Source organism: Aeromicrobium sp. EU05-FHT14F07 (assembly GCF_058790455.1).
Genome location: NZ_JBYTCR010000001.1, coordinates 236,253 through 260,369, shown reverse-complemented (window position 1 = coordinate 260,369; position 24,117 = coordinate 236,253). Strand labels below are relative to the sequence as shown.

At 72.6% G+C, this 24,117-nt stretch carries 21 protein-coding genes; 12 read left to right on the top strand and 9 right to left on the bottom strand.

What is annotated here, in order from left to right; genetic code table 11:
* Position 1: 1 nt before the first annotated feature.
* Entirely contained in the window at positions 2 to 1,273 is a 1,272-nt protein-coding gene (locus tag AC3WRM_RS01320; protein ID WP_492246736.1) for a glutaminase, read from the bottom strand.
* A gap of 59 nt (positions 1,274 to 1,332) precedes the next feature.
* Between AC3WRM_RS01320 and AC3WRM_RS01315 the strand changes: the two genes are divergently transcribed.
* The 5 genes from AC3WRM_RS01315 to AC3WRM_RS01295 all read left to right on the top strand — a co-directional run bounded on the left by AC3WRM_RS01315 (position 1,333) and on the right by AC3WRM_RS01295 (position 8,729).
* Complete coding sequence (locus tag AC3WRM_RS01315; protein ID WP_492246737.1) at positions 1,333 to 2,385, top strand: winged helix DNA-binding domain-containing protein; 1,053 nt, start codon at positions 1,333 to 1,335, stop codon at positions 2,383 to 2,385.
* 248 nt (positions 2,386 to 2,633) lie between these two features.
* Positions 2,634 to 6,398 (top strand): multifunctional oxoglutarate decarboxylase/oxoglutarate dehydrogenase thiamine pyrophosphate-binding subunit/dihydrolipoyllysine-residue succinyltransferase subunit, encoded by a 3,765-nt coding sequence (locus AC3WRM_RS01310; RefSeq protein ID WP_492247074.1) that lies wholly within the window; start codon positions 2,634 to 2,636, stop codon positions 6,396 to 6,398.
* A gap of 3 nt (positions 6,399 to 6,401) precedes the next feature.
* Complete coding sequence (locus tag AC3WRM_RS01305) at positions 6,402 to 6,578, top strand: DUF6104 family protein (protein ID WP_492246738.1); 177 nt, start codon at positions 6,402 to 6,404, stop codon at positions 6,576 to 6,578.
* Between the two features lie 293 nt (positions 6,579 to 6,871).
* Positions 6,872 to 7,603 carry an AAA family ATPase gene (locus AC3WRM_RS01300; RefSeq protein WP_492246739.1) on the top strand — a complete coding sequence of 244 codons (732 nt, stop codon included), beginning with the start codon at positions 6,872 to 6,874 and terminating at the stop codon, positions 7,601 to 7,603.
* Entirely contained in the window at positions 7,596 to 8,729 is a 1,134-nt protein-coding gene (locus AC3WRM_RS01295) for an SLC13 family permease (protein ID WP_492246740.1), read from the top strand. Before AC3WRM_RS01300 ends, AC3WRM_RS01295 begins: the two co-directional genes overlap by 8 nt.
* Before the next feature lie 21 nt (positions 8,730 to 8,750).
* Here AC3WRM_RS01295 and AC3WRM_RS01290 read toward each other — a convergent pair whose 3' ends face one another.
* From AC3WRM_RS01290 to AC3WRM_RS01280, 3 genes are all read right to left on the bottom strand, one after another.
* Positions 8,751 to 9,719 carry a zinc-binding dehydrogenase gene (locus AC3WRM_RS01290; protein ID WP_492246741.1) on the bottom strand — a complete coding sequence of 323 codons (969 nt, stop codon included), beginning with the start codon at positions 9,717 to 9,719 and terminating at the stop codon, positions 8,751 to 8,753.
* Positions 9,720 to 9,794: 75 nt separating this feature from the next.
* Entirely contained in the window at positions 9,795 to 10,997 is a 1,203-nt protein-coding gene (locus AC3WRM_RS01285; protein WP_492246742.1) for an NAD(P)-dependent malic enzyme, read from the bottom strand.
* A 142-nt stretch (positions 10,998 to 11,139) separates the two neighbouring features.
* Positions 11,140 to 11,574: a hypothetical protein gene (locus AC3WRM_RS01280; RefSeq protein ID WP_492246743.1), complete on the bottom strand. Its 435-nt coding sequence runs from the start codon at positions 11,572 to 11,574 to the stop codon at positions 11,140 to 11,142.
* A gap of 210 nt (positions 11,575 to 11,784) precedes the next feature.
* On the opposite strand from AC3WRM_RS01280, the gene AC3WRM_RS01275 reads away from it, so the two are divergent.
* Positions 11,785 to 12,036 carry a WhiB family transcriptional regulator gene (locus tag AC3WRM_RS01275; protein WP_067856180.1) on the top strand — a complete coding sequence of 84 codons (252 nt, stop codon included), beginning with the start codon at positions 11,785 to 11,787 and terminating at the stop codon, positions 12,034 to 12,036.
* A gap of 95 nt (positions 12,037 to 12,131) precedes the next feature.
* Here AC3WRM_RS01275 and AC3WRM_RS01270 read toward each other — a convergent pair whose 3' ends face one another.
* On the bottom strand, positions 12,132 to 13,577 hold the full coding sequence (locus tag AC3WRM_RS01270; protein ID WP_492246744.1) for a sensor histidine kinase: 1,446 nt from the start codon (positions 13,575 to 13,577) through the stop codon (positions 12,132 to 12,134).
* Positions 13,578 to 13,633: 56 nt separating this feature from the next.
* On the opposite strand from AC3WRM_RS01270, the gene AC3WRM_RS01265 reads away from it, so the two are divergent.
* From AC3WRM_RS01265 to AC3WRM_RS01240, 6 genes are all read left to right on the top strand, one after another.
* Entirely contained in the window at positions 13,634 to 14,590 is a 957-nt protein-coding gene (locus AC3WRM_RS01265) for a DUF2785 domain-containing protein (RefSeq protein WP_492246745.1), read from the top strand.
* A gap of 10 nt (positions 14,591 to 14,600) precedes the next feature.
* Positions 14,601 to 16,358, top strand: coding sequence for an acetolactate synthase (locus tag AC3WRM_RS01260; RefSeq protein ID WP_492246746.1), 1,758 nt, complete (start codon positions 14,601 to 14,603; stop codon positions 16,356 to 16,358).
* Between the two features lie 65 nt (positions 16,359 to 16,423).
* Complete coding sequence (locus tag AC3WRM_RS01255) at positions 16,424 to 18,157, top strand: ABC transporter transmembrane domain-containing protein (protein WP_492246747.1); 1,734 nt, start codon at positions 16,424 to 16,426, stop codon at positions 18,155 to 18,157.
* A complete protein-coding gene (locus AC3WRM_RS01250) occupies positions 18,154 to 19,935 on the top strand; it encodes an ABC transporter ATP-binding protein (RefSeq protein ID WP_492246748.1) in 1,782 nt (593 codons plus the stop codon). The genes AC3WRM_RS01255 and AC3WRM_RS01250 overlap by 4 nt, the downstream gene beginning before the upstream one ends.
* A 30-nt stretch (positions 19,936 to 19,965) precedes the next feature.
* On the top strand, positions 19,966 to 20,334 hold the full coding sequence (locus AC3WRM_RS01245) for a thioesterase family protein (RefSeq protein ID WP_492246749.1): 369 nt from the start codon (positions 19,966 to 19,968) through the stop codon (positions 20,332 to 20,334).
* A 78-nt stretch (positions 20,335 to 20,412) separates the two neighbouring features.
* Positions 20,413 to 20,487, top strand: a complete 75-nt coding sequence (locus AC3WRM_RS01240; protein WP_369797015.1) for a 50S ribosomal protein bL37 — start codon at positions 20,413 to 20,415, stop codon at positions 20,485 to 20,487.
* A gap of 867 nt (positions 20,488 to 21,354) precedes the next feature.
* On the opposite strand, the gene rsrA is transcribed toward AC3WRM_RS01240, so the two are convergent.
* The 4 genes from rsrA to AC3WRM_RS01220 all read right to left on the bottom strand — a co-directional run bounded on the left by rsrA (position 21,355) and on the right by AC3WRM_RS01220 (position 23,970).
* Positions 21,355 to 21,645: a mycothiol system anti-sigma-R factor gene (gene rsrA, locus AC3WRM_RS01235; RefSeq protein WP_492246750.1), complete on the bottom strand. Its 291-nt coding sequence runs from the start codon at positions 21,643 to 21,645 to the stop codon at positions 21,355 to 21,357.
* Entirely contained in the window at positions 21,642 to 22,349 is a 708-nt protein-coding gene (locus AC3WRM_RS01230; protein ID WP_492246751.1) for a sigma-70 family RNA polymerase sigma factor, read from the bottom strand. The genes rsrA and AC3WRM_RS01230 overlap by 4 nt, the downstream gene beginning before the upstream one ends.
* A gap of 175 nt (positions 22,350 to 22,524) precedes the next feature.
* The gene (locus AC3WRM_RS01225) at positions 22,525 to 23,256 is read right to left on the bottom strand and encodes an SOS response-associated peptidase (protein ID WP_492246752.1); all 732 of its coding nucleotides are present in this window, start codon (positions 23,254 to 23,256) and stop codon (positions 22,525 to 22,527) included.
* 63 nt (positions 23,257 to 23,319) lie between these two features.
* Positions 23,320 to 23,970 carry a hypothetical protein gene (locus AC3WRM_RS01220; protein ID WP_492246753.1) on the bottom strand — a complete coding sequence of 217 codons (651 nt, stop codon included), beginning with the start codon at positions 23,968 to 23,970 and terminating at the stop codon, positions 23,320 to 23,322.
* Positions 23,971 to 24,117 lie beyond the last annotated feature (147 nt).

The following is a 24,117-nucleotide window of genomic DNA, read 5'->3' as shown; positions in this document are numbered from 1 at the left end:
CTCACTCCCCCACGGCGGCGGCTGCGTCCTCGAACACCTCGGGGACGTAGCCGTCGCCTGCGTCGGGACCCTGGCCGTCGCCGCCCCCGAGCACGCCCGACGGGTCGACGAGCCGGACGTCGTGACCGTCGAGGTGCAGCCGGCGCACCCCCTCCAGGAGCATGCGCCGCGCGACGTCGTTGACCCGGTGCACCCGCTCGAGGTCGAGCACGACGGGAGCCTCGCCCTCCGGCTCCTCCTCCAGGCTGCGCAGCACGCGCTCGGCCTCGACGAAGCGCAGGTCGCCCGCGACCTCGTGCACCGCCACGTTCGAGGCACCTCGCTCGACCCGCCGCACCACCGAGCGCGCGACGTCGGAGACCTCCATCAGGTGCAGGCCCATGTCGCGCGACAGCCGCTCGAAGACGCGCACGCCCCGGGCGCTGTTGCCGTGCCGGTCGAGGCGCGGGGAGAAGACGGCGATGCCCACCTGGCCCGGCAGGACGCCGATCAGGCCGCCGGCCACGCCGCTCTTGGCCGGGATGCCGACCGTCGTGAGCCAGTCGCCGGCGGCGTCGTACATGCCGCAGGTGGCCATGACGCTCAGCACCTGGCGGGCCACCTGCGGCTCGAGCAGCTGCTCCCCGTCGGGCGCGCGGCCCTGCCCCGCGAGCACCGCGGCCATGCGGGCGAGGTCGCGGACCGTCACCGACACGGCGCACTGACGCGTGTAGCCGCGCACGACGTCCGGCGGGTCGCCCTCGAGGGTCCCGACGGTGCGCAGCATGTAGGCGATCGCCATGTTGCGGTCGGCGGTGCCCAGCTCGGAGTCGAACACCGCCTCGTCGACGCCCAGCTCGCGCCCCGCCAGTCGGGAGTAGAAGGAGCGCACGCGCTCGAAGCGCTCGTCGGCACCGGATCCTTCGACCAGGGCGTGCGCCGCGATCGCGCCGGCGTTGATCATCGGATTGCGGGGACGCCCGGAGCCGGGCTCCAGCGAGATCTCGTTGAACGCGTCGCCCGACGGCTCGACGTCGATCTTCTCGACGACGGCCTCCAGGCCCTGGTCGGCAATCGCGAGCGCGTAGGTGAACGGCTTGGAGATCGACTGGATCGAGAAGGCGACGTCGGCGTCGCCAGCCGTGGCCACCACGCCGTCGAGCGTCGCGACCGCGATCGCCAGCCGGTCGGGGTCGGCCTGCGCGAGCTCGGGGATGTAGTCCGCCACCGCACCGTCGTCACCGCCACACTCCTCGAGCACCTGGGCGAGGTAGTCCGGGATGGGGGTCCGCATGCGCCGATGCTGCCACGCGACCGGCCGGTCCTGTCCCTGGCACCTGCCACGCTGTGGGGGTGCACCAGTCCCTCGCCCCCACGCGGCTCCTGGCGCAGCGGCTCGTCGGCGAGCCGCTGCCGGACCCGGTCGCGGTCGTGCGCCACCTCGGCGCCGTGCAGGCCCAGGAGCACACCACCGTCCCGTGGAGCGTCGGACGACGGTGCGCCGCCGCGTCGGTCGACGACGTGGTCGACGCGCTCGACCGCGGCGCAGTGGTGCGCACCCACGTGCTCCGCACGACCTGGCACCTCCTCCACGTCGACGACCTGCCATGGGTCGCGGCGGCCACGGGCGACCGCGTGATGGCGCAGGTGCTGCCGCACGTCCGTCGCCAGGGGCTCGACGAGACCACGCTGCTGGCCGCCTCCGACGTGGTGGTGCTGGCCGTGCGCGAGGCGCCCGGCTGCACCCGCGACGACGTCGCCCGTCGGCTCGACGACGCCGGCCTGTCGTTGCGGGGCGACCTGCTCGCCCACGCCGTGATGGTCGCCGAGCTGCGCGCCGAGGTGGCCGGCCGACGCGACCCCGGCGGGCCGCACCGCTACCGTCCCCTCGCCCCGACTCCGCCCGTCCCCGACGTCGATGCCGCCCGCGCACGCCTGGCCGCCACCTACGTGCGCGGCCACGGACCCGCATCGGCGGCCGACCTCGCGTGGTGGTCGAGCCTGACGCTCCGCCAGGCGCGGCGCGCCCTCGCCGACGCCGGCCTCGTGGAGGGCGAGCGCGACGGCCGCGCGCTCTGGACCGACGTCGACGCCGAGACCGACGGCCCCGTGCCACCCGCGCTGCTCCTGTCGCAGTTCGACGAGCTGATCTCCCACGTGCGCGACGCCGAGGTCCGCGCCGAGGCCGGTCCCGCGTACGACGTCGCGATGACGTCCCAGGGGCTCGTCGTCCTCGACGGCCGGCTGGCCGGCGGCTGGCGCCGCCAGGTGCGCGGCGGCCGGCTCGAGGTCGAGGTCACGGTCGGTGGCGCGGTCCCGCGAGCCGCCCGCGCGGCGCTCCGGGAGGAGGCGCTCTCCCTCGCCCGGTTCCACGGGCTCGACGACGTGCTCCTCGAGGTGCGCTGAAGGACGTCGTGGTCCCTCGGACACCGCCCTGACGCGGTGCGCGCGACGGCCGGTCGTGGGAGGGTGTCGACACGGCTCGGGGCACGCGAACCAGGCCGTCGGTCCCGACCGGCGTCGCGCTAGTCTTGAGTCGCACCGTGTCCAAGTGCGCAGGGAACCAACCGGAAGAGGCGATCGAGGCCGTGGCCGAGTCCTCACATGACCCGTCAACCCCCGACTTCGGGACGAACCAGTGGCTCGTCGAGGAGATGTACGACCAGTACAAGGCGGACCCCGCCTCCCTCGACCCCACCTGGGTGACGTTCTTCGAGGAGGGTGACGGCGCGGCGCTCCTGCGCAGCAACGGCAGCACCCCGTCCGCGAACGGGGCCGCCCGCAACGGGTCGTCCACGAACGGCACGTCCACGAACGGTTCTGCACCGGCAGCCGCGAAGGTCGCCGAGAAGAAGCCCGAGCCGGCCAAGGCTCCGGAGAAGAAGCCCGAGCCCGCTGCGCAGGCGCCGTCCACGCCCGCGCCGAAGAAGGCCGAGCCCGCTCCCGCCAAGCCTGCTGAGAGCAAGGCACCGGAGAAGAAGCCGCAGGCGGCTCGCCCCTCCGCACGCTCCGCCGACCCGAAGGCCACGTCGGCCGCGCCGCAGCCGGTGGGTCCGGGCGAGGTCCAGCGCATCCCGCTGAAGGGCGCCCCGGCCCGTACCGCCGCGAACATGGACGCCAGCCTCGAGGTCCCCACGGCCACGAGCGTGCGCTCGGTGCCGGTCAAGCTGCTCTTCGACAACCGCATCGTCATCAACAACCACCTCGCCCGCGCGCGTGGCGGCAAGGTCTCGTTCACCCACCTCATCGGCTACGCCGTGGTCAAGGCGATCGCCGCGATGCCCGAGATGAACACCGGCTACGACACCGACGAGAAGGGCAAGCCGGTCCAGCTGAAGCCCGAGCACGTCAACTTCGGTCTCGCCATCGACACGAAGAACGCCAAGGGCGAGCGCCAGCTCCTCGTGCCGTCGATCAAGGCCGCCGAGACCATGACGTTCGCGCAGTTCTGGCAGGCCTACGAGGCCATGGTCAAGAAGGCGCGCGACGGCAAGCTCGAGGTGTCCGACTTCCTCGGCACCACGGTCAGCCTCACCAACCCCGGCGGCATCGGCACCAACCACTCCGTGCCGCGTCTCATGAAGGGCCAGGGCGTCATCGTCGGCGTCGGCTCGATGGAGTACCCGCCGGAGTTCCAGGGCGCCTCCGAGCACACCATCGCCAACCTCGCCGTCAGCAAGATGATGACGCTGACGTCGACCTACGACCACCGCGTCATCCAGGGTGCGCAGTCCGGCGAGTTCCTGCGCCGCATCCACCAGATGCTGCTGGGCGAGGACGGGTTCTACGACGAGATCTTCCAGGCGCTGCGGATCCCCTACGAGCCCATCCGCTGGGCCCAGGACATCGCCGTCAGCCACGACGACGAGGTGCACCGCCAGGCGCGCGTGCTCGAGCTGATCCACGCGTTCCGCGTGCGCGGCCACCTCATGGCCGACACGAACCCGCTGGAGTACCGCCAGCGCAGCCACCCCGACCTCGACACGGCGTCGCACGGCCTGACCCTCTGGGACCTCGACCGCGAGTTCGCCACCGGTTCGTTCGCGAGCGGCACCGGCAAGCGCTTCATGAAGCTGCGCGAGATCCTCGGGGTCCTGCGTGACTCCTACTGCCGCTCCATCGGCTTGGAGTACATGCACATCCAGGACCCCGGCGAGCGCCAGTGGCTGCAGGACCGCATCGAGGTGGGCCACACCAAGCCCCCGCGCGAGGAGCAGCTGCGCATCCTGCTGAAGCTCAACCAGGCCGAGGCGTTCGAGACGTTCCTGCAGACGAAGTTCGTCGGCCAGAAGCGGTTCAGCCTCGAGGGTGGCGAGACCACCATCCCGCTGCTCGACGAGATCTGCGAGGAGGCAGCCGCCGACGGCCTCGAGGAGGTCTGCATCGGCATGGCCCACCGCGGTCGCCTCAACGTGCTCGTCAACATCGCGGGCAAGAGCGCCGGCACGGTGTTCCGTGAGTTCGAGGGCAACATCGACCCCCGCACGGTGCAGGGCTCCGGCGACGTCAAGTACCACCTCGGTGTCGAGGGCGAGTTCCGCTCCGAGCACGGCGACACGATCAAGGTGTCCGTGGCCGCCAACCCGTCGCACCTCGAGGTCGTCGACCCGGTCCTCGAGGGCATCACCCGGGCGAAGCAGGACCGCCTGAACCGCGGTGCCGAGTTCCCCGTGCTGCCGGTGCTCGTCCACGGCGACGCCGCGTTCGCCGGACAGGGTGTCGTCGCCGAGACGCTCAACCTCTCGCAGCTGCGCGGGTACCGCACGGGTGGCACGATCCACGTGATCGTCAACAACCAGGTCGGCTTCACGACGAGCCCGTCCTCGTCGCGCTCCTCGACGTACTGCACCGACGTGGCCCGCATGGTCCAGGCGCCGATCCTGCACGTGAACGGCGACGACCCGGAGGCGTGCATCCGCGTCGCCGACCTCGCCTACGAGTACCGCAAGACGTTCAACAAGGACGTCGTCATCGACCTGGTCTGTTACCGCCGCCGCGGCCACAACGAGGGCGACGACCCGTCGTTCACGCAGCCGCTGATGTACGACACGATCAACGCGAAGAAGTCGGTGCGCAAGCTCTACACCGAGGCGCTCGTGGGTCGTGGCGACATCACCATCGAGGAGGCCGAGGCCGCCCTCGCGGACTACCAGTCGCAGCTCGAGCGCAACTTCGCCGACGTCAAGGAGGCCACCTCCTCCGACACCGACTACACGCGCACCCCGGACTACCCGGAGAAGCCGGAGCAGGAGGGCGCGCTCGAGACGGCCGTGTCCCCCGAGGTCATGAAGGCCGTGTCGTCGGCCTACACGTCCGTGCCGGAGGGCTTCACCGTCCACCCGAAGGTGCTCCCGCAGCTGCAGCGTCGTGCCCAGTCCATCGAGACGGGCCCGATCGACTGGGGCACGGGCGAGATCATCGCGTTCGGGTCGCTGCTGCTGGAGGGTCGCCCGGTGCGCCTCGCCGGCCAGGACTCGCGTCGCGGCACGTTCTCCTCGCGCTTCGCCACGATCATCGACCGCAACAACGGCAGCGAGTGGACCCCGCTCTCCCACGTCGGGGACGAGCAGGCGACGTTCTACATCTACGACTCGCTGCTCAGCGAGTACGCCGCCCTCGGCTTCGAGTACGGCTACTCCGTGGCGCGTCCCGAGGCGCTCACCCTGTGGGAGGCGCAGTTCGGCGACTTCGTCAACGGCGCCCAGTCGGTCATCGACGAGTACATCTCCTCGGGCGAGACCAAGTGGGGCCAGAAGTCGGGCGTCGTCCTGCTGCTCCCCCACGGCTACGAGGGCCAGGGACCGGACCACTCGTCGGCACGCATCGAGCGCTTCCTGCAGCTCGCCGCGAACGACGAGATGACGATCGCGCAGCCGTCGACGTCGGCGTCGTACTTCCACCTGCTGCGGCGGCACACGCTGGAGGGCCAGCACCGCCCGCTCATCGTGTTCACGCCCAAGCAGCTGCTGCGTCGCAAGAGCGCGGCGTCGCAGCCGGAGGAGTTCACCTCCGGGCAGTGGCGCCCGGTCATCGGCGACGACTCCGTCGACGCGGAGAAGGTCGACACGGTGCTGCTGTGCTCGGGCCGGATCGCGCACGACCTGTTCGACGAGCGCGCCAAGCGTCAGGGCGACGACCCGACGACGGCGATCGTCCGGCTCGAGCAGCTGTACCCGCGTCCGGTCGAGCAGATCAAGACCGAGCTCGCCCGCTTCAGCGGTGTGAAGAACGTCCGCTGGGTGCAGGACGAGCCCGCGAACCAGGGTCCGTGGCCCGACGCCGCGCTCCACTACCCCGACGCCGTGGCGTCCGGTGCGCTGACGCTCGTGTCGCGCCCGGCGTCGTCGACGACGGCGGTGGGCTCGAAGTCGCGGCACGACGCGGAGCAGCGTGAGCTGATGGACGCGGCGTTCGCCTGACCCGTGTACTTCACCGACCGAGGCATCGAGGAGCTGGCGGCCCGTCGCGGCGAGGAGGAGGTCTCCTTCGCGTGGCTGGCCGACCGGCTCGTCGAGTTCGTCGACCTGCACCCCGACTTCGAGGTCCCGGTCGAGCGGCTGGCCACCTGGCTAGCCCGCCTCGATGATGACGATCTCTGAGCGAGCTCTGCTGGGGGCACCTCCCGCTCGCGGGGGCGCGAACGAGATCGGCAGGTCGAGTAGTGCACCGGCGAAGCCGGTCCAGCAGTATCGAGACCTGGCAAACGTCCAGACCCCGCCAGGCGCGAGGTGTTGCCGCCGAACCGCTGCAGAGTGGTCTCGATACGCGCGAACCACGCTCGTCCCTCGCGGCTCCGCACTACTCGACCAGCGGTGTCGCCGCCGGCGCTACTCGACCAGCGGAGGACATGGCTGAGCACGTCTCGATCGGCCCCCACTGCCACACTGTCCCGGTGAGGTTCGAGCAGCCGCCGGTGGTCCGGGTGATCCCGGAGCGCTCGGGCGGTCTCGACCCCTGGCTCGACGACGTCCCCGCCGTCCAGCAGGTGCTGCGGGAGGGGCTGGACCTCCCGCCGGGCGTCACGTTCCTCGTCGGTGAGAACGGGGCGGGGAAGTCGACGATCGTCGAGGCGGTCGCGATCGCGTACGGCCTGTCGCCCGAGGGTGGCAGCACGCACGGGCAGCACAGCTCCCGACCGAGCGAGTCGACGTTGCACACCGCCCTGACGCTGCAGCGGGGCGTGGGAGCGGGCCGGTGGGGGTTCTTCCTGCGCGCCGAGACGATGCACGGCTGGTACACGTACCAGGAGGGTGTGGGCGGGCCCGACCTGCACGCGATGAGCCACGGCGAGTCGTTCCTGGAGGTGCTGCGCCGCCGCTTCGACTCCCCGGGCTTCTACTGCCTCGACGAGCCGGAGGCCGCCCTGTCGTTCTCCTCCAGCCTGGCGCTGCTGCGGACCCTCCACGACATCTCCGCCGGCGGCGGCCAGGTGCTGTGCGCGACCCACTCCCCCGTCGTCGCGTCGCTGCCCGGTGCCCGCATCCTGGAGGTCGGTCCGTGGGGGCTGCGGGAGACGAGCTGGGAGTCGCTCGACCTCGTGAGCCACTGGCGCGCCTACCTCGAGGCCCCGGGACGCTACCTGCGGCACGTGCTCGCCGACGACGGGCAGGACGACGATGGCTGAGCACGGCCTCGCGACGCGCGCCCGGCACCTGCTGACCGCCAACCCCTTCCTCACCGCGACGGCCGTCGCCGCCGCCCTGACGTGCGTGCTGGTGCCGCCGAGCGCGGAGTACCTGCACTATCCCGAGTACCGCACGCTCGTGGGGCTGTGGTGCTTCCTGACCGTCATCAGCGCGCTCGACCGGACCCACCTCGTCACCGCCGCGGCGCAGGGGGTCGTGGGGGTGCTGCGCGGGCGCCGGACGCTCGTCGTGGGCCTCGTCCTGCTGACCGCCCTCGGGTCGATGCTCATCACCAACGACATGGCGCTGCTGACGTTCCTGCCGCTGTCCGCGCTCGCCCTGCGCGCGACGGGCGACGAGGAGCACCTCGCCTACGTCTTCGTGCTGCAGACCGTCGCGGCGAACCTCGGGGGCATGATCACGCCGTTCGGCAGCCCGCAGAACCTGTTCCTCTACCAGTACTTCCACCTGTCCGTCGGTCAGCTCGTCGCCGTCCTCGCGATCCCGTTCGCGCTGTCGATCGCCCTGCTGGTACTGGCGTGCCTGCGCGTGCCGCGGGGAGCGATCCGACCCGTCACCTCGCGCACGCCGGTGCGGTGGCGACCTGCGGCCGTCCACCTCGTCCTGTTCGCCGTGGCGGTCGCGCTCGTCGTGCGCGCGCTCCCGGTGTGGGCGGGCCTCGCGGTGGTCGCCGTGGTGGCCGTCGTCGACCGGCAGGCGCTCCGGTCGGTCGACTACGGCCTGCTCGCCACGTTCGTGCTGTTCTTCGTGTTCGCCGGCAACCTCGAGCGCGTCCCGCAGGCCAGCGGCTTCCTGCAGGACCTGCTGCAGGAGCACGTCCTCCTGTGGAGCGTGGCAGGCAGCCAGCTGATCTCCAACGTGCCCACCGCGCTGATCTACGCGCCGTTCACCGACGACTGGCGGGCCCTGCTCCTGGGCGTCAACGTCGGCGGGGTGGGCACCGTCGTGGCGTCGCTGGCGAGCCTCATCACCCTGCGCCGCTACCAGCTGCTGCGCCCCGGCGGCACTGGAGCGTTCCTCCGCCTGTTCACCGTGGTGAACGTGCTGTTCCTCGCCGTGCTGCTGGGCGCGACGAGCGCGCTGCTGGCCGCCGGCGTCCTCTGACGCCGGCGACCGGGCCGCAGGTCAGAGGGTCAGGACGATCTTGCCGAAGACGTCGCCGTCGACGACGCGCTGCAGGCCCTGGGCGGCGTCGGCCATCGGGATCTCGCTGTCGATGAGCGGGCGCGTGCCGGTGACGTCCATGAACTGCGCGAGCGCGTGCAGCTCGTCGCGCGTGCCCATGGTGGACCCGTGCACGCGCATCTGCTGGAAGAAGATGCGGGTCAGCTCGGCCGCCTTCGGCGCGTCGCCGGACGTCGCGCCGGAGATGACGATCGTGCCGCCCGGGCGCATCGACTTGACCGAGTGCGACCAGGTGGCGGCGCCGACCGTCTCCATGACCGCGTCGACCTTGGCGGGCAGGCGTGCGCCGGACTCGAACACCTCGTGCGCACCGATCTCGAGCGCCTTCGCACGCTTGTCCTCGTCGCGGCTGGTGGCGAACACCCGGAAGCCGGCGGCGCGCGCCAGCGTGATGAGCGCGGTCGCGACGCCGCCGCCGGCGCCCTGCACCAGCACGGTGTCGCCCTGCTTGAGCCCCGACTGTGTGAACAGCATCCGGTAGGCGGTCAGCCAGGCCGTGGGCAGGCAGGCCGCCTCGCTGAAGGACAGACCCGCCGGCTTCGGCACGACGTTGCGGGTCGGCACCGCGACCTTCTCGGCGAACGTGCCCTGGTGGCGCTCCGACAGCAGCGACCGCTTCGGGTCGAGCGTCTCGTCACCGCGCCACGACGGGTCGCTGACCACGGCGTGCACCAGCACCTCGTTGCCGTCCTCGTCGTAGCCCGCCGCGTCGCAGCCGAGGATCATCGGCAGCGACTCCTCGCGCAGGCCGACGCCGCGCAGGCTCCACACGTCGTGGTGGTTGATCGACGCCGCCTTGACCGTCACCGTGGTCCACCCGTCCGGCACCTCGGGGTCGGGACGCTCCCCGACCACCAGCCCCTCGAGCGGGTTCTCGGGGTGGATCTGACCGGCGTAGACGGCGAACATGCGACTCCTTCGAGCAGGGCGTCGGCCGGGCTGAGCCCGGCCTCGGACGAGGTACCGCGTCCAGTATCGAGCGGATCAGTACGGACGGCGCGCGAGGCCCTCGCGGCGAGCCGTCTCCGTGACGGCCCGGCTCACGACGTCGGCCACGCGCGGGTCGAACGGTGAGGGGATGACGTAGGACTCGCTCAGCTCGTCGCCCACGAGCTCGGCGATCGCGTGCGCGGCCGCCAGCTTCATGCCCTCGGAGATCGCCGTCGCACGCACCGCGAGCGCGCCCCGGAAGATGCCGGGGAACACGAGCACGTTGTTGATCTGGTTCGGGAAGTCCGAGCGGCCCGTGGCCACCACGCGGGCGTACCGGTGCGCGACGTCGGGGTGCACCTCGGGGTTCGGGTTGGCCATCGCGAAGATGATCGCGTCGGGCGCCATGCGCGCGACGTCCTCCTCGGGGATGGTGCCGCCGGAGACCCCGATGAACACGTCGGCCTTCTCCAGCGCGTCACCGACCGTGCCGGGACGCGCCCAGTCGGCCGTCTGGTCCGCCAGCCACTGCTTGACGCTGTTGAGGTCGTCGCGCCCGGGGTGGATGACGCCCTGGCGGTCGACGACGCTGATGCGGTGCACGCCCGCGGACTGCAGGATCTTCGCGATCGCCACACCAGCCGCACCCGCACCGGAGATGACGACCTTGAGGTCCTGCATGTCGCGGTCGGTGAGCCGGACGGCGTTGATGAGCGCCGCCAGGGTGACGACGGCCGTGCCGTGCTGGTCGTCGTGGAAGACGGGGATGTCGAGCCGCTCGATGAGCCGCTGCTCGATCTCGAAGCACCGTGGGCTCGAGATGTCCTCGAGGTTCACGCCGCCGAACGTCGGCGCCATGCGCACGATCGTCTCGACGATCTCGTCGACGTCGGTGGTCGCCAGCGCCACCGGGATCGCGTCGACCCCGCCGAACTGCTTGAACAGCACGGCCTTGCCCTCCATCACCGGCATCGAGGCGGCCGGGCCGATGTCGCCGAGGCCGAGCACCGCGGTGCCGTCGGTGATGACCGCCACCGTGTTGGACACCCAGGTGTAGTCGTGCGAGAGGTCGGGGTCGGCCGCGATCGCCTCGCACACCCGCGCGACGCCCGGCGTGTACGACATCGACAGGTCGTCGGCGTCCCGCAGCGGTACCGTCGCGGCGACCTGCATCTTCCCGCCGCGGTGCAGCGCGAACACGGGGTCGGTGGGGTCGAACGCGTCGAACGTCGAGGTGGTGGAGTCGGTGGCGACCATGGGCTGGCAGCTTCTCTCTCGCTGAAGGCGGGGGCTCACGGGGCGGACCCGGAGCAGGACGGCGTCGACGCGGCCCGCGACCGGTAGGTGCACGGCGGGCCCGCGGACACGGGAGCGCGGCAGGTGATGCCGTCGCCCATTCTCACACGGGATCGTGGCGCCCGAGCGCCTGGGTGACCGGAGGTGACAGGAGGCACACCAGCGCGACGGCGGCGCCCCCCGCCAGCGTCGGCGTGATCCACGGGGCGTCACCACGGAAGTTGAACGAGAGCGCCAGGCACAGGAGCTGGGAGAAGACGAGGAAGCCGCGAGGCCAGGTGCGGCCGCGCAGCACCTGGACGACCGCCACCAGCAGCAGCACGCCGAGCGCACCCAGGAAGACCGCGGTACTGACGCCCAGACCCACCCGGTCGGCCTCCACCGAGGCCAGCTCGAGCGCCGTGATCGCCAGCAGCCCCGCAGCCTGCAGGGCCACGACGGCACCGGCCACCAGCAGCAGCGCCCTGGCCCGCCCCCGCGGCGCCACGGGGCTCGCGTCCGGCTGGTCGGACGGGGTCGGGTCGCTGGTCTCGCTCACCGGACCAGCCTAGGACCACGCCCCGGTCGGCACCCGCCCCCGGAGCACGGCGTCTCCTTTGGTATGACCTGTGTGACTCAACAGACATCGACCCACCGGGCTATCCCTTGTGCGACGCGCCTTTTGTTGAAACGATGAACGCGGCGCGTTGGTCTTCCCCTGGGCGGACATCCCTGCGCGCCTGCACACACAAGGGAAGGAGCTGTCGTCATGGACTGGCGCCACCACAGCGCATGTCTCGATGAAGACCCCGAGCTCTTCTTCCCCATCGGCAACACCGGCCCCGCGATCATGCAGATCGAGGAGGCGAAGGTCGTGTGTCGCCGCTGCGACGTCCGTGAGCAGTGCCTACAGTGGGCACTCGAGTCCGGTCAGGACCATGGCGTCTGGGGAGGCATGAGCGAGGACGAGCGTCGTGCCCTCAAGCGTCGCAACGCCCGGGCGCGTATTCGCACCGCCTGAGACGTTCCACGCCGCACGCGTCCGAACCCCGTACCCGAGCCCGGGTACGGGGTTCTCGACGTCCGGGGCCCGCACCGGCGCGCAGGTCCGCCGGCTCAGAGCGTCAGCATGATGGCGACGGTCGCGCCGCGCCCGGGGCGCGACTCGAAGCCGAGCGACCCGCCCAGCTCGCTCTCCACGAGGGTGGAGACGATCGACAGCCCCAGGCTGCGGGTCGGGTCGAAGTCGGCCGGCAGACCGACGCCGTCGTCGCTCACCCGCATGCGCAGCCGGTCGCGGATCCGGTTCACCGCCACCGTCACCCGACCGGCACCGTCGGGGAACGCGTGCTCGGCCGCGTTCTGCACGAGCTCCGTCAGCACCATCGCCAGCGGTGTCGCGACCTCCGCCGGCAACAGGCCGAACGCGCCGATGCGCTCCGCCCGCACCTGCGGACCCCCGACGTCGAGCACCGTGCGCAGGAGCCGGTCGGCGATGTCGTCGAACGCGACGCTCTCGTCGAACCCCTGGCTCAGCGTCTCGTGCACCAGCGCGATCGACCCCACACGTCGCACCGCCTCCTCCAGCGCCGCCCGCGCCTCCGGCACGTCCATGCGCCGCGCCTGCAGCCGCAGCAGCGCGGCGACCGTCTGCAGGTTGTTCTTGACCCGGTGGTGGATCTCCCGGATCGTCGCCTCCTTCGACAGGAGCTGCTTCTCCCGCAGCCGCAGGTCGGTCACGTCGCGCAGCAGCACCACGGCACCGTCGCGCTCCCCGCGGCCACGCGCGCCCTCACGCGTCACCGGGATCACGCGCAGCAGCAGGGTCGCCTCCGCCCCGACCACCTCGGCCTCCGCCGGCGCCATCCCGCCGAGCGCCGCAGCCGTGCTCAGGTCCGTCGGCGTGCGACCGACGCAGGCTGCCGTGACCTCGGCCAGGTCGACGTCCTGCAGGTCGCCGTGCAGACCCAGACGGCGGTACGCCGACAGCGCGTTGGGGCTCGCGTACTCGACCGTGCCGTCGGCGCGGGTCCGGATGAAGCCGTCGCCCACCCGCAGAGAGTCGGCCAGGTCCGACCGGGTGCCCGGCGTCGGGAACTCCCCTCGCGCCACCATCGCGACCAGGGCCTCCGCACAGGCCCGGTACGTCACCTCGAGATGGCTCGTGGCACGTGCGTCGCGACCGCTGCGCACGGCCAGCACCGCGATCGTGTCCGGACCGCGGCGCACCGGCACCAGCCGCACGCGCAGCCCGTCGCCGACCGCCGGGTCGTCGTCGTCCTGCGCGCCCTCGCCCGCCAGCACCCGGCCGGCCGCCGGCGAGCGCTCCGCCGGCACGAACGTGCCCGTCACGTCCTCCAGCAGCGTCGTCGCGCCCGTCGTCGGACGGATCTGCGCCACCGCCCACAGGCCCTTCGACTCCGCGTCGGGCACCCACAGCACCAGGTCGCCGAACGACAGGTCGGCCAGGATCTGCCAGTCCGCGACGAGGGCGTGCACCCAGCCGACGTCGGCAGGCGCGAGAGCCGTCTGCGACCGGATGATGTCGTCGGGCGTCGGCACGCGCCCACCCTAGCCGCGCTACCGCGGACCAGGACCCCTCTGGCACGATGGGCGAGATGTCCGAGGCGTACTGGCAGGCCGTGGTGCGGACCGGTCGACAGGTTCCGCTCGACCGCTCCCTCGACGAGTCCACGGCCGAGCTCGTCGAGATGCTCGGCCACCCCAACCCCCGACTGCGTGAGGACCTCGCCTACCCGCTGCTGACCACCTGGATCTCCACCGGCGTGTACGACGACCTCCTCGGCGGGCTGGGCGACGGTGTCGCGCCCGGACTGCGGTACGGGCTCGGCCACGACGGCGACGTCTCCGTCGTCCGACGCTCCTACAGCGCCCTCCTGCTCGCCGACATCGTCGGCCGCGACAACACCCTGCACGTGCTGCCCTCCTCCACCGTGCTCGCCTGGGGCGACCGCGCCACCAGCTGGTACGTCCGCGAGCTCGACCACCGCGGCTGGGTCCCCGAGCAGGGCTGGGCGCACGCCATCGCCCACGGCGCCGACCTCCTCGCCGCCCTCGCCCGCTCGCGACACTTCGACCGGCTCGAGCTGACCGTGCTGCTCGACGTGATCGCCGACCGCGTGCTCACCCCCACCTCCTACGTCTGGCGCCACGGCGAGGACGACCGCCTCGCCTACGCGGTCATGACCGCGCTGCACCGCAACGCCCTCGACCCGAGCATCGTCGAGCCATGGCTCGCCCGACTCGGTGCCGGGGTGCGCGCCCCTCGCACCCGCGGGCACCTGGACGACGAGTGGCCCTCGCCCACCGCCAAGAACACGTCGTCGTTCCTGCGCGCCCTGCACCTGCAGCTCGCGCTCGGCGTCCAGGGTCGCGCCGACCTGCGCGGCGACGCCGAGCTCTTCGCCGAGCAGCCCGCCCACCGCGCCGACCTCCTCCTCGCCGTCCTCGACCAGATCCGTGGCGAGAGCCCCTGGCTGTACCGGCAGACCACCCGCGCCCGTCCCCTGGACGCCCCGGACGGCCCCCCGGACAACGACACCGCCGTGCAGTAGCGTGCGAGCCATGTCACAGACCGACGAGTCCGCGACCACCCCCGACACCGACGGCGGGAGCTCCGCAGCCACCGCGCACGGTGCAGACGATGTGCGCTCCGCGCACGGTGCAGACCATGTGCGCTCCGCGCACGGGGGCGTCCACGCGCTCGAGGTGGCCCGCGCCCACGGCGTACAGGCCATGTTCACGCTCTCCGGTGCCCACGTCTTCCCGATGTACGACGCCGCCGTCACCGCCGCCAACCCGATGCCCATCATCGACGTCCGGCACGAGCCGACCGCCGTCTTCGCCGCCGAGGCCGTCGGCAAGCTCACCCGCACCCCCGGCCTCGCCGTCCTCACGGCCGGCCCCGGCGTCACCAACGGCGTCAGCCCGGTCGCCCAGGCGCACTTCGCCGGCTCGCCGCTCGTCGTCGTCGGCGGTCGCGCCCCGGCCGCCCGCTGGGGCATGGGGACCCTCCAGGAGCTCGACCACCCCCCGATCTTCGAGACCGTCTCCACCTGGGCGGCCACCGCGCACACGCTCGCCGACATCGCCCCCACCGTCCACGAGGCCTTCACCCGCGCCGGCTCCTCGCACCGCGGACCCACGTTCGTCGACGTCCCGATGGACGAGTTCTTCAACTCCGGGCCCCTCGGCACCGCCACCGGTCCCGACCGGTCCCCCCTGCAGCCGGACGAGGACGACCTGACCCGCGTCGCTCGGCTCCTGCAGGACGCTCGCCGCCCCGTGCTCGTCCTCGGCACCGACGTGTGGGCCGACCGCGCCGAGGACGCCGCGTCGCGGTTCGCCGCCGAGACCGGCATCCCCGTCATCGCCAACGGCATGGGTCGCGGCCTCCTGCCCGGTGGCCACCCACAGCTCGTCACCAAGGCCCGCTCGGCGGCCTTCTCCGGCGCCGACCTGGTCGTCGTCGCCGGCACCCCGCTCGACTTCCGCCTCGGCTACGGCGTGTTCGGCGGCAAGGACGGCGCGACGCCCGCGCAGGTCGTCCACCTCGCCGACTCCCCCGGCCAGCTCTCGACCCACGCCGACCTCGCCGCGTCGGCCGCAGGCGACCTGACGCTCGTGCTCGACGGCGTCCTCGCCGCGCTCCAGTCCGCGTCGGGCTCCCGCCCGGACTGGTCGTCCTGGCTCGGCGAGCTGCAGGACCTCGTCTCCGCCGCGGCCGCCCGCGACGTCGACCTCCTCGCGTCGTCCAGCGACCCCATCCACCCGGCGCGGATCTACGGCGAGCTGCTCCCCCGCCTCGCCGACGACGCCGTCGTCATCGGCGACGGCGGCGACTTCGTCTCCTTCGCCGGCAAGTTCGTCGAGCCCCAGCGGCCCGGCGGCTGGCTCGACCCCGGCCCCTACGGCTGCCTCGGCGCCGGCATGGGCGCCGCCATGGCGGCCCGCATCACGCGACCCTCCAGCCAGGTCGTCGTGCTGTTCGGCGACGGCGCGGCCGGCATGTCGCTCATGGACGTCGACACGCTCGTGCGCCACCGGCTGCCCGTCGTCATGGTCGTCGGCAACAACTCCGCCTGGGGCCTGGAGAAGAGTCCCATGCAGATGCTCTACGGCTACGACGTCGCCGCCGACCTCGCACCGAACACGCGCTACGACCAGGTCGTCACCGCCCTCGGCGGCGGGGGCGAGATGGTCACCGACCCCGCCCAGATCGGCCCGGCGCTCGACCGGGCGTTCGCGTCGGGCGTGCCATACCTCGTGAACGTCATGACCGACGTGTCCGCGGAGTACCCGCGCACCACGCACGGGGTGTGAGCCAGCGCCCGCCGTCGTCGCGACCGGCGGTCGGTGCGACGACGGGTTAGGCTAACCTCACTCGCATGGGACGAGGCGGACGCGACACGAGCACGGAGTCGCCCGACGCACCGACCAGCGCCCCGGCCACCGCGGGCGCCCTGCTGCGCCGCGCGCTACGCCGCAACGGACGCGACCTCGGCCGTGGCTATCCCCTGCTGACCCTGTGGCAGCTCAGCGAGACGCTCGTGCCCGTCGTCATCGGGCTCGTCGTCGACCAGGCCGTCGACGGCGGCGGTCTCGGCGACCTCGCGTGGACGCTCGGTGTGCTCGTCGCGCTCTTCGTCGTGCTCAGCAACGGCTACCGGTACGGCGCACGCTTCATCAAGCAGGGCATCGAGCGGGAGGCGCACGCGCTGCGCGTCGAGGTCGCCGGGCACGTGCTGCATCCCCGCGGGGCGCGCACCGACCGGCTCGCGGGCGAGACGCTCTCCATCGCCACGTCCGACGCCGACCTCGTGCCGATGGCCCTGCACCAGCTCGGCTACGCGATCGCGTCCCTCGTGGCCGTGCTCGTGACGGCCGCCTACGTGCTCCGCGTCGACGTCGTGCTGGGTCTGCTCATCCTGCTCGGGGTCCCGGCCGTGCTCGTCGCGATCCAGGCCCTCGCGCCGCTGGTGGCGCGCCGCACCGCCCGGCAGCAGGAGAGCACGGCTGCCGCCTCCGGCCTGGCCGCCGACCTGCTCGAGGGTCTGCGTCCGCTCAAGGGGATCGGCGGGGAGGACGTCGCGCTGCGCCGCTACCGCGTCGCCAGCACCCGGGCGAGCGACGACACGGTCGCCGTCGCCCGGTCGTGGGGCTACCTCGACGGCTTCACGACCGCCCTCAGCGGGCTGCTGCTCGCAGCGGTCGCGCTGCTCGCCGGACGTCGCGCGCTCGACGGCGACATCAGCCTCGGCGAGCTCATCGCGCTCGTGGGTCTCACGCAGTTCCTGGCCGAGCCGCTGCGCGGCCTCGGCGACGTCAGCGCGCAGTTCGCGGCGTCGCGGGCGTCGGCCGCGCGGATCGTCGACTTCCTCGCCACGCCGCGCATCCTCGCGCCGGGCGGGCGGACCCCCAGCGAGGACCGGCCCGAGCTCGTGCTCGAGGACGTGACGGCGGGTCCGCTGGCCGGGCTCAGCCTGCACCTGCGGAACGACGAGCTGGTCGCCGTCGCCGTCGACGACCCGGCCGTCTCCGACGCCCTGGTGGCGCTGCTCTCCGGCGACCTCGACCTCGTCTCGGGCCGCGCACGTCTCGGCGACGTCGAGCTCGCGGAGCTGTCCGTGGCCGGACGTCGCCGTCACCTGCTCGTCGTCTCGCACCACGGCGGCATCACGGAGGGCACGCTGCGCACGACCGTCGACCCTGGCGGCCAGCACGACGACGGCGCGCTCGCCCCGGCCCTCGCCGCGTCGGCAGCCGACGACGTGGTCCGCCTCCACCCCGACGGCCTGGACCGACCGGTCCGTGCCGGCGGCAGCAGCCTCTCCGGTGGCCAGCGTCAGCGGCTCGCCCTGGCGCGTGCCCTGGCGACCGACCGGCCCGTCATCGTGCTGCAGGACCCGACGAGTGCCGTCGACGCCGTGACCGAGCAGGCCGTCGCCGAGGGCGTGCGACGCCTCCGGACCGGCCGGACCACGCTCGTCCTGACCTCCAGCCCCGCCCTGCTGCGCGCCGCCGACCGCGTGCTCGTCGTCCGCGAGGGACGCGTGGTCGCCCAGGGCACGCACGCAGACCTGCTGCGCGACGCCGACTACCGCGAGGCGGTCGACCGATGAGCCCGACCCCGCAGGCCGACCAGCTGCTGCCCGTCGCCGACGGTCGCAGCACCACGCGCGTCGCCTGGCGTCTGCTGCGTGCCCGGCGGGGCAGCCTGGCGCTCACCGTGACGGCCTTCCTCGTGACCGGGTTCGCCGGCATCGTGCCGGTGCTCATGATCGGCCGCGTCGTCGACGTCGTGCGCGACGACGGCAGCTTCACCGACGTGCTCGTGCCGGTCGGCGTCATGCTGGCCGCCGCGGTCGTCGCCGCGGTGTCGACCACCGTGTCGACGGCCGCGCTCGCGAGGACGGTCGCGCCCGCCCTGGCCGAGCTGCGCGAGGAGGTGCTCGACCGTGCCCTCCACCTCGACTCCCAGCAGCTCGAGGCCGCCGGCGTCGGCGACGTCCTCGGCCGCGTCGGCGACGACGTCCGGCGCGTCACCGAGTCCCTCGACGAGGCGATCCCGATGCTCCTCACGTCGGTGTCGGCGATCGCCTTCACCGTCGGCGGTCTCTTCACGCTCGACTGGCGGCTGGGCCTCGCGGGCCTGGCTGCCGCCCCTGGCTACGTGCTCGGCATGCGCTGGTACCTGCCGCGCTCGATCCCGTTCTACCGCGCCGAGCGCACGGCCGAGGGGGCGCGGGCCGAGGTGCTCGTGACGGGTGTGCGCGACGCACCCACGCTGCGGGCGTTCGGCGTCGAGGACGTCGCCCTCGAGCGGGTCGAGCGACGCTCCGGCGACGCCGTGGCGATCACGCTCGACGTGTTCCGCCTGTACACGCGGCTCGGGGCACGCATGAACGCGTCGGAGTGCGTGGGGCTCGTCGTCGTGCTGGCGACCGGGTACGCCCTCGTCAGCACCGGCTCGGCCAGCGTCGGCGACGCGACGGCCGCTGCCCTCTTCTTCCACCGCCTGTTCAACCCGATCGGCGCGGTGCTGTACGTCTTCGACGCCGCCCAGGCCAGCGGTGCCGCCCTCGCGCGCCTGGCCGGGGTGGCACTCATCCCGCCGCGCGACGTCGCGCCCGTCGACGCCGGGCCCGAGCCGGTGCTGACGCTGCAGGGGGTGCACCACGCGTACGAGACCGGCCGCCCCGTGCTGGCTCGGATCGACCTGACGATCCGCCCCGGCGAGCACGTGGCCGTCGTCGGGGCCACGGGCGCCGGCAAGTCGACCCTCGGAGGCATCGCGGCCGGAACGCTGCGCCCGACCGGGGGCCGCGTCCGGCTCGGCGCCCTCGACGTGACCACGGCGCCCGAGCCCGTCGTGCGTCGTCACGTGGCGCTCGTGTCGCAGGAGGTGCACGTCTTCGCGGGCAGCCTGCGCGACAACCTGCTGCTCGCCCGGGCCGACGCGGACGACGAGGCCCTGTGGCGGGCGCTCGAGACCACCGACGCCGCAGGCTGGGCCCGTACGCTCCCCCAGGGCCTCGACACCGTCGTCGGCGACCTCGGGCACCCTCTGACGCCGGCGCAGACGCAGCAGCTCGCGCTCAGCCGCGTCGCCCTGCTCGACCCGCAGGTGGTGGTGCTCGACGAGGCGACGGCGGAGGCCGGGTCGTCCGGTGCCCGCGAGCTGGAGCAGGCAGCCTCGGCCGTCACGCGGGGGCGCGCGGCGCTCGTCATCGCGCACCGGCTCACCCAGGCCCGTACCGCCGACCGGGTGCTCGTCATGGAGGACGGTGCCGTGGTCGAGGAGGGGCGGCACGAGGCGCTCCTGCGCGCCGGCGGCCGGTACGCGCAGCTGTGGGCGGCGTGGTCCGACACGGGAGAGCAGCCCGTCGGGCAGGCTTGAGCCGACCCGCCCGACGACCCAGGAGGACCCATGCCCCGCACCGCGACCGTCACCCACGTGGTGGGCGACGCCGACACCGCAGCCGCCCTGGGCAGTGGCGACCTCGCCGTGCTCGCCACCCCTCGCCTGCTCGCCTGGCTCGAGGAGGCGACGTGCGCCGCGCTCGACCTGGAGGAGCACCGCACGAGCGTCGGCACCCGCGTCGAGGTCGAGCACGTGGCGGCGAGCCCGGTCGGGGCGACGGTGACCGCGACGGCCGACGTCACCTACGAGGACGGCCGGCTCCTGCGGTTCCGGGTCGCCGCGCACGACGCCCACGGCACGATCGTCGCCCACGGGGAGGTGCGGCGCGTCGTCGTCGACCGGGAACGCTTCCTGTCGCGCCTGCCCACCCCGTGACCGCATGCTCCCAGGGCGTGTGCCGCCCCGACGGCCCCGTGTGGGACCATGGACGCTGGACGTCTGAGGAGGACCATCATGGGTAAGACCGGCCGCAAGCGCCGCGCGCGTCGCAAGAAGGGCGCCAACCACGGCAAGCGCCCCAACGCGTGACCTGACGCTCCCCGCGAGCGCAGACGATCGAAGCCCCCACCGGCCCACGCCGGCGGGGGCTTCGTCGCGTCCGGGGACGCGTGGTCGGCTGGGGCTGCGCTGCTGCGGCTTCTCGTTCTGCCGGGGGTGCGGTGGTGTGGCTTCTCGTTCGGGTGGGGGGGGTGCGTCGGTGCGGGTTGTCGGTCGGGTGGGGCTGCGCTGGCGCGGCTTCTCGTGGAGGTGGTCTCCGAAAGGGCCTCGACCGGGCGGCTGGCAACGGTGCGGGGCTGGGTTCTCGGGCTGTGGCCCGCGTTGCACCCAAGATTCTTCCTTTGTGCGCGATTGGCCCAAGATGCTGCGTTTGCGCGTGCCGGCGGTGGATCTGCCACCTTCTGAGCGTTCTTCAGGTGACGCATCCACCGCTCAGGGGGCAAGGGGCGCGAAGGATTCTTCCTTCTCGTGGAACGGTCCACGAGAAGGAAGAATCCTTCGTCCCCCCAACGCAAAGGGCACCCAAGATTCTGCCTTCACGTGTTCGAGGTCGAACGCTTCTGCGTTCACGACGGGATCCCGTAGCAAACGCAGAATCCTTCGAGCCCCAGCGCACGAACGCAGATACTTGCGTCCACCGCGGGAGCCACAGCCCGAGATCCGAAGCCGACCCCCGCCCAGCCGCCCGGTCGAGGCCCTTTCGGAGCGCAGGACGAGTCAGAGCCGCGCTAGCGCAGCCCCACCCGAGGGAGGAAGCCGCACCGACGCAGCCCCACCCGAGAGAAGAAGCCACAACAAGCGCACCCCGCCTCGAGGCACAGCCACCCCCGCGAACCCACAAGCCCCCGGACGCACCACCGCCCCTCCCCGACGGCGGGGAGGGGCGGTGGAGTGTGGTCAGGAGGAGCGGTACTCGGTGATCTGGACCTGGACGGCGCGGATCGAGAGGAGCACCTTGTCGCGCAGCGGCTCGGGCGCGACCTCGCTGCAGGAGCGGTGCACCAGCGCCTTGACGAGACGCTCGAGGTCGTACTCGGTCAGGCACTCGCTGCAGTCGTCGATGTGGGCCTGGATCTCGTCGCAGCTGGCGCTGTCGATCTCCGAGTCGAGGAACAGGTAGAGGTTCTCGAGGGCCTTGGAGCAGTCCGGGCCCTCGCACCCTCCGGCGGAGGTGGGCTCGGCGCTCACTGGTCGCTCACCCCGCTCGCCACGGCCATGCCGCGGTCACGCGCGTAGTCGGCGAGCAGCTCGCGCAGCTGGCGTCGACCACGGTGCAGGCGGGACATCACGGTGCCGATGGGCGTGCCCATGATCTCCGCGATCTCCTTGTACGGGAAGCCCTCGACGTCAGCGAGGTACACCGCGTAGCGGAAGTCCTCCGGCAGCGCCTGCAGCGCGTCCTTGACGTCGCTGTCGGGCAGTCGCTCGAGCGCCTCCATCTCCGCGGACTTCAGGCCTGACGAGGAGTGCGCCTCCGCCGCCGCGATCTGCCAGTCCTCGATCTCGTCGGTGACCTGCTGCGGCTGGCGCTGCTTCTTGCGGTAGGAGTTGATGTAGGTGTTCGTGAGGATCCGGTACAACCACGCCTTGAGGTTCGTGCCCGGCTTGTACTGGTGGTAGGCGCTGAAGGCCTTCGCGTACGTCTCCTGCACGAGGTCCTCGGCGTCCTGCGGGCTGCGCGTCATGCGCAGACCGGCCGAGTAGAGCTGGTTCAGGAACGGGAGCGCCTCGGCCTCGAACCGGGCCTGGCGCTGCTCCGGCGTCTCGGTCGCGACGTCGACGTCGCTGTAGTCGACCACGTCGGTGAGCAGGTCGACGGACGGGTCGGACGCGGTGCCCGCCGAGGGGCTGACCTCCGCGGTCCTGTCGGAACGTTCTGGGGTGTCGGTCATCGTGCTCCAGCCTACTCCCGGGGTCCGACGGTCGCCTCGGGCGACGACGTCGACGGACAGTGGCGTAGGACTGGTGGTGGTGCGCTCAGGGCACGCAAGCATGTCGGCCTCCTTACACCGGTCACAACGGTGCCCGCCGTCGCCCTATTCCGAGGGCTCGCACAGCCCGCCCGCCTCACTCGGCGGGCAGCGGCTCCACGAGCTCCGGACCGTTGTGGCGCACGTTGTTGACCTGGGTGCTGACGGGCCAGGCGTCGAGACGTCCTGGGGTGGCCGGGACCAGCAGGTCGAGCAGCTCCCCGGTCGGCCGGGCGACGGGCGCCAGCCAGGCGTCGCGGACCTCGGGCCGCACGAGCAGCGGCGCACGGTCGTGCAGCACGCCGTCGGCGCCCTCCGCGCTCGTCGTGAGGATGGTGAACGTCAGCAGCCACGACTCGTCGCGCGACGGACGCCAGAACTCGTAGAGGCCTGCCAGACCCAGCACCTCACGGGCGCCGTCGTCGCCGGCGGCCGTGATGTAGAACGGCTGCTTCGGCGCCTTCGGCCCCTCCCCCGCGTACCACTCGTAGTAGCCGTCGGCGGGCACGATCGCCCGCCGACGGGCGAACGCCGAACGGAACGCCGGCTTCTCGGCGACCGTCTCGGACCGCGCGTTGATCATCCGGCTGCCGATCGAGCGGTCCTTGGCCCAGCTGGGCACGAGTCCCCAGGTGGCGGCGTGCAGCTCGCGCCGGGGCGGGGCCGCCTCCTCGGCGTCGTCGCGCCGCCGCCCCACGACCACGGGCGCCTGCTTGGTGGGCGCCACGTTCCAGTCGGCCGCAGGCAGCTCGACACCGTCGCCGAGCGCGGCCGCGAAGGCGTCGTCGAGCTCGGCGGACGTCCGCGTGGTCGCGTACCTGCCGCACATGGCACGAGCCTCCCACAGCGCACCGACAGGGCCGCACGAGCACGACCTCTCGGCGCCCGCCGCTCAGGACGAGAGCGCGTGCAGCAGCCCCGGCAGGTCCTCGGCCGTGGGCGGAAGCTCCTCCACCCACAGCCGAGGCGCCGTCCCGCCCGTCGGCGTGCGCCCGAGAAGCACACCGACGAGCGCGAGCGTCGTGGCATCGGCGCGCTCCCTCGCCGACACCACCGCGAAGCGCCCAGGTCCCACCCGGGCGACGGTCTCGCCACCCGGGTACACCGACCTGAGCACCTGGCCCACCTCGATGGCCCGCACCGACGTCTCGAGCGACGACCTCGCCCGTCCGACGCCGACGTCGACCACCACGAGCACGTGCCCGTCGCCCGGCCGCTGCTCCTCGACAGCGGCGGCGCGGTACACGTCGCCCAACCTGCTGTGCAGGTGCGGGACCGTCGACAACGACGTCAACGGATCCTCGCAGCCCGCCTCGTGCACCCGTGCCACGGCACGTTCGGCCCACCCGAGGCACGCCGCCCGCACGGCCAGGTGCCGCGGGGCGCCGTCGAAGGCCTCCTCGACGAGGTCGATCACCTCGTCGAGGGGGGACCCGTCGAGCGCTGCACTCGCTCCCACCACGTGTGCAACGCCCTCGACGTCGGTCCGACCGTCCCGGACGGCATCGGCGAGCAGCGCTGCCGCGCGTCGCGTGTCCTCCATGACGGTCCCCCTCTCGTGTCGGTCGCAGGAGGAACGGGTGAGGAGACGTTCCATGACGCGGTACCGACGACTTTTTTTCTCGCGGCGCTCGGACCGTCGTGACGTCGGGACCGTTCGCTCGTTGGACCAGCCGGGAGCTTGGACGAG

Coding starts and splice junctions, on each gene's coding strand:
- AC3WRM_RS01320 (WP_492246736.1), bottom strand. CDS start 1,273: ATGCGGACCCCCATCCCGGACTACCTCGCCCAGGTGCTCGAGGAGTGT.
- AC3WRM_RS01310 (WP_492247074.1), top strand. CDS start 2,634: ATGTACGACCAGTACAAGGCGGACCCCGCCTCCCTCGACCCCACCTGG.
- AC3WRM_RS01295 (WP_492246740.1), top strand. CDS start 7,596: ATGGCTGAGCACGGCCTCGCGACGCGCGCCCGGCACCTGCTGACCGCC.
- AC3WRM_RS01290 (WP_492246741.1), bottom strand. CDS start 9,719: ATGTTCGCCGTCTACGCCGGTCAGATCCACCCCGAGAACCCGCTCGAG.
- AC3WRM_RS01285 (WP_492246742.1), bottom strand. CDS start 10,997: ATGGTCGCCACCGACTCCACCACCTCGACGTTCGACGCGTTCGACCCC.
- AC3WRM_RS01275 (WP_067856180.1), top strand. CDS start 11,785: ATGGACTGGCGCCACCACAGCGCATGTCTCGATGAAGACCCCGAGCTC.
- AC3WRM_RS01265 (WP_492246745.1), top strand. CDS start 13,634: ATGTCCGAGGCGTACTGGCAGGCCGTGGTGCGGACCGGTCGACAGGTT.
- AC3WRM_RS01260 (WP_492246746.1), top strand. CDS start 14,601: ATGTCACAGACCGACGAGTCCGCGACCACCCCCGACACCGACGGCGGG.
- AC3WRM_RS01255 (WP_492246747.1), top strand. CDS start 16,424: ATGGGACGAGGCGGACGCGACACGAGCACGGAGTCGCCCGACGCACCG.
- AC3WRM_RS01250 (WP_492246748.1), top strand. CDS start 18,154: ATGAGCCCGACCCCGCAGGCCGACCAGCTGCTGCCCGTCGCCGACGGT.
- AC3WRM_RS01245 (WP_492246749.1), top strand. CDS start 19,966: ATGCCCCGCACCGCGACCGTCACCCACGTGGTGGGCGACGCCGACACC.
- AC3WRM_RS01230 (WP_492246751.1), bottom strand. CDS start 22,349: ATGACCGACACCCCAGAACGTTCCGACAGGACCGCGGAGGTCAGCCCC.
- AC3WRM_RS01225 (WP_492246752.1), bottom strand. CDS start 23,256: ATGTGCGGCAGGTACGCGACCACGCGGACGTCCGCCGAGCTCGACGAC.
- AC3WRM_RS01220 (WP_492246753.1), bottom strand. CDS start 23,970: ATGGAGGACACGCGACGCGCGGCAGCGCTGCTCGCCGATGCCGTCCGG.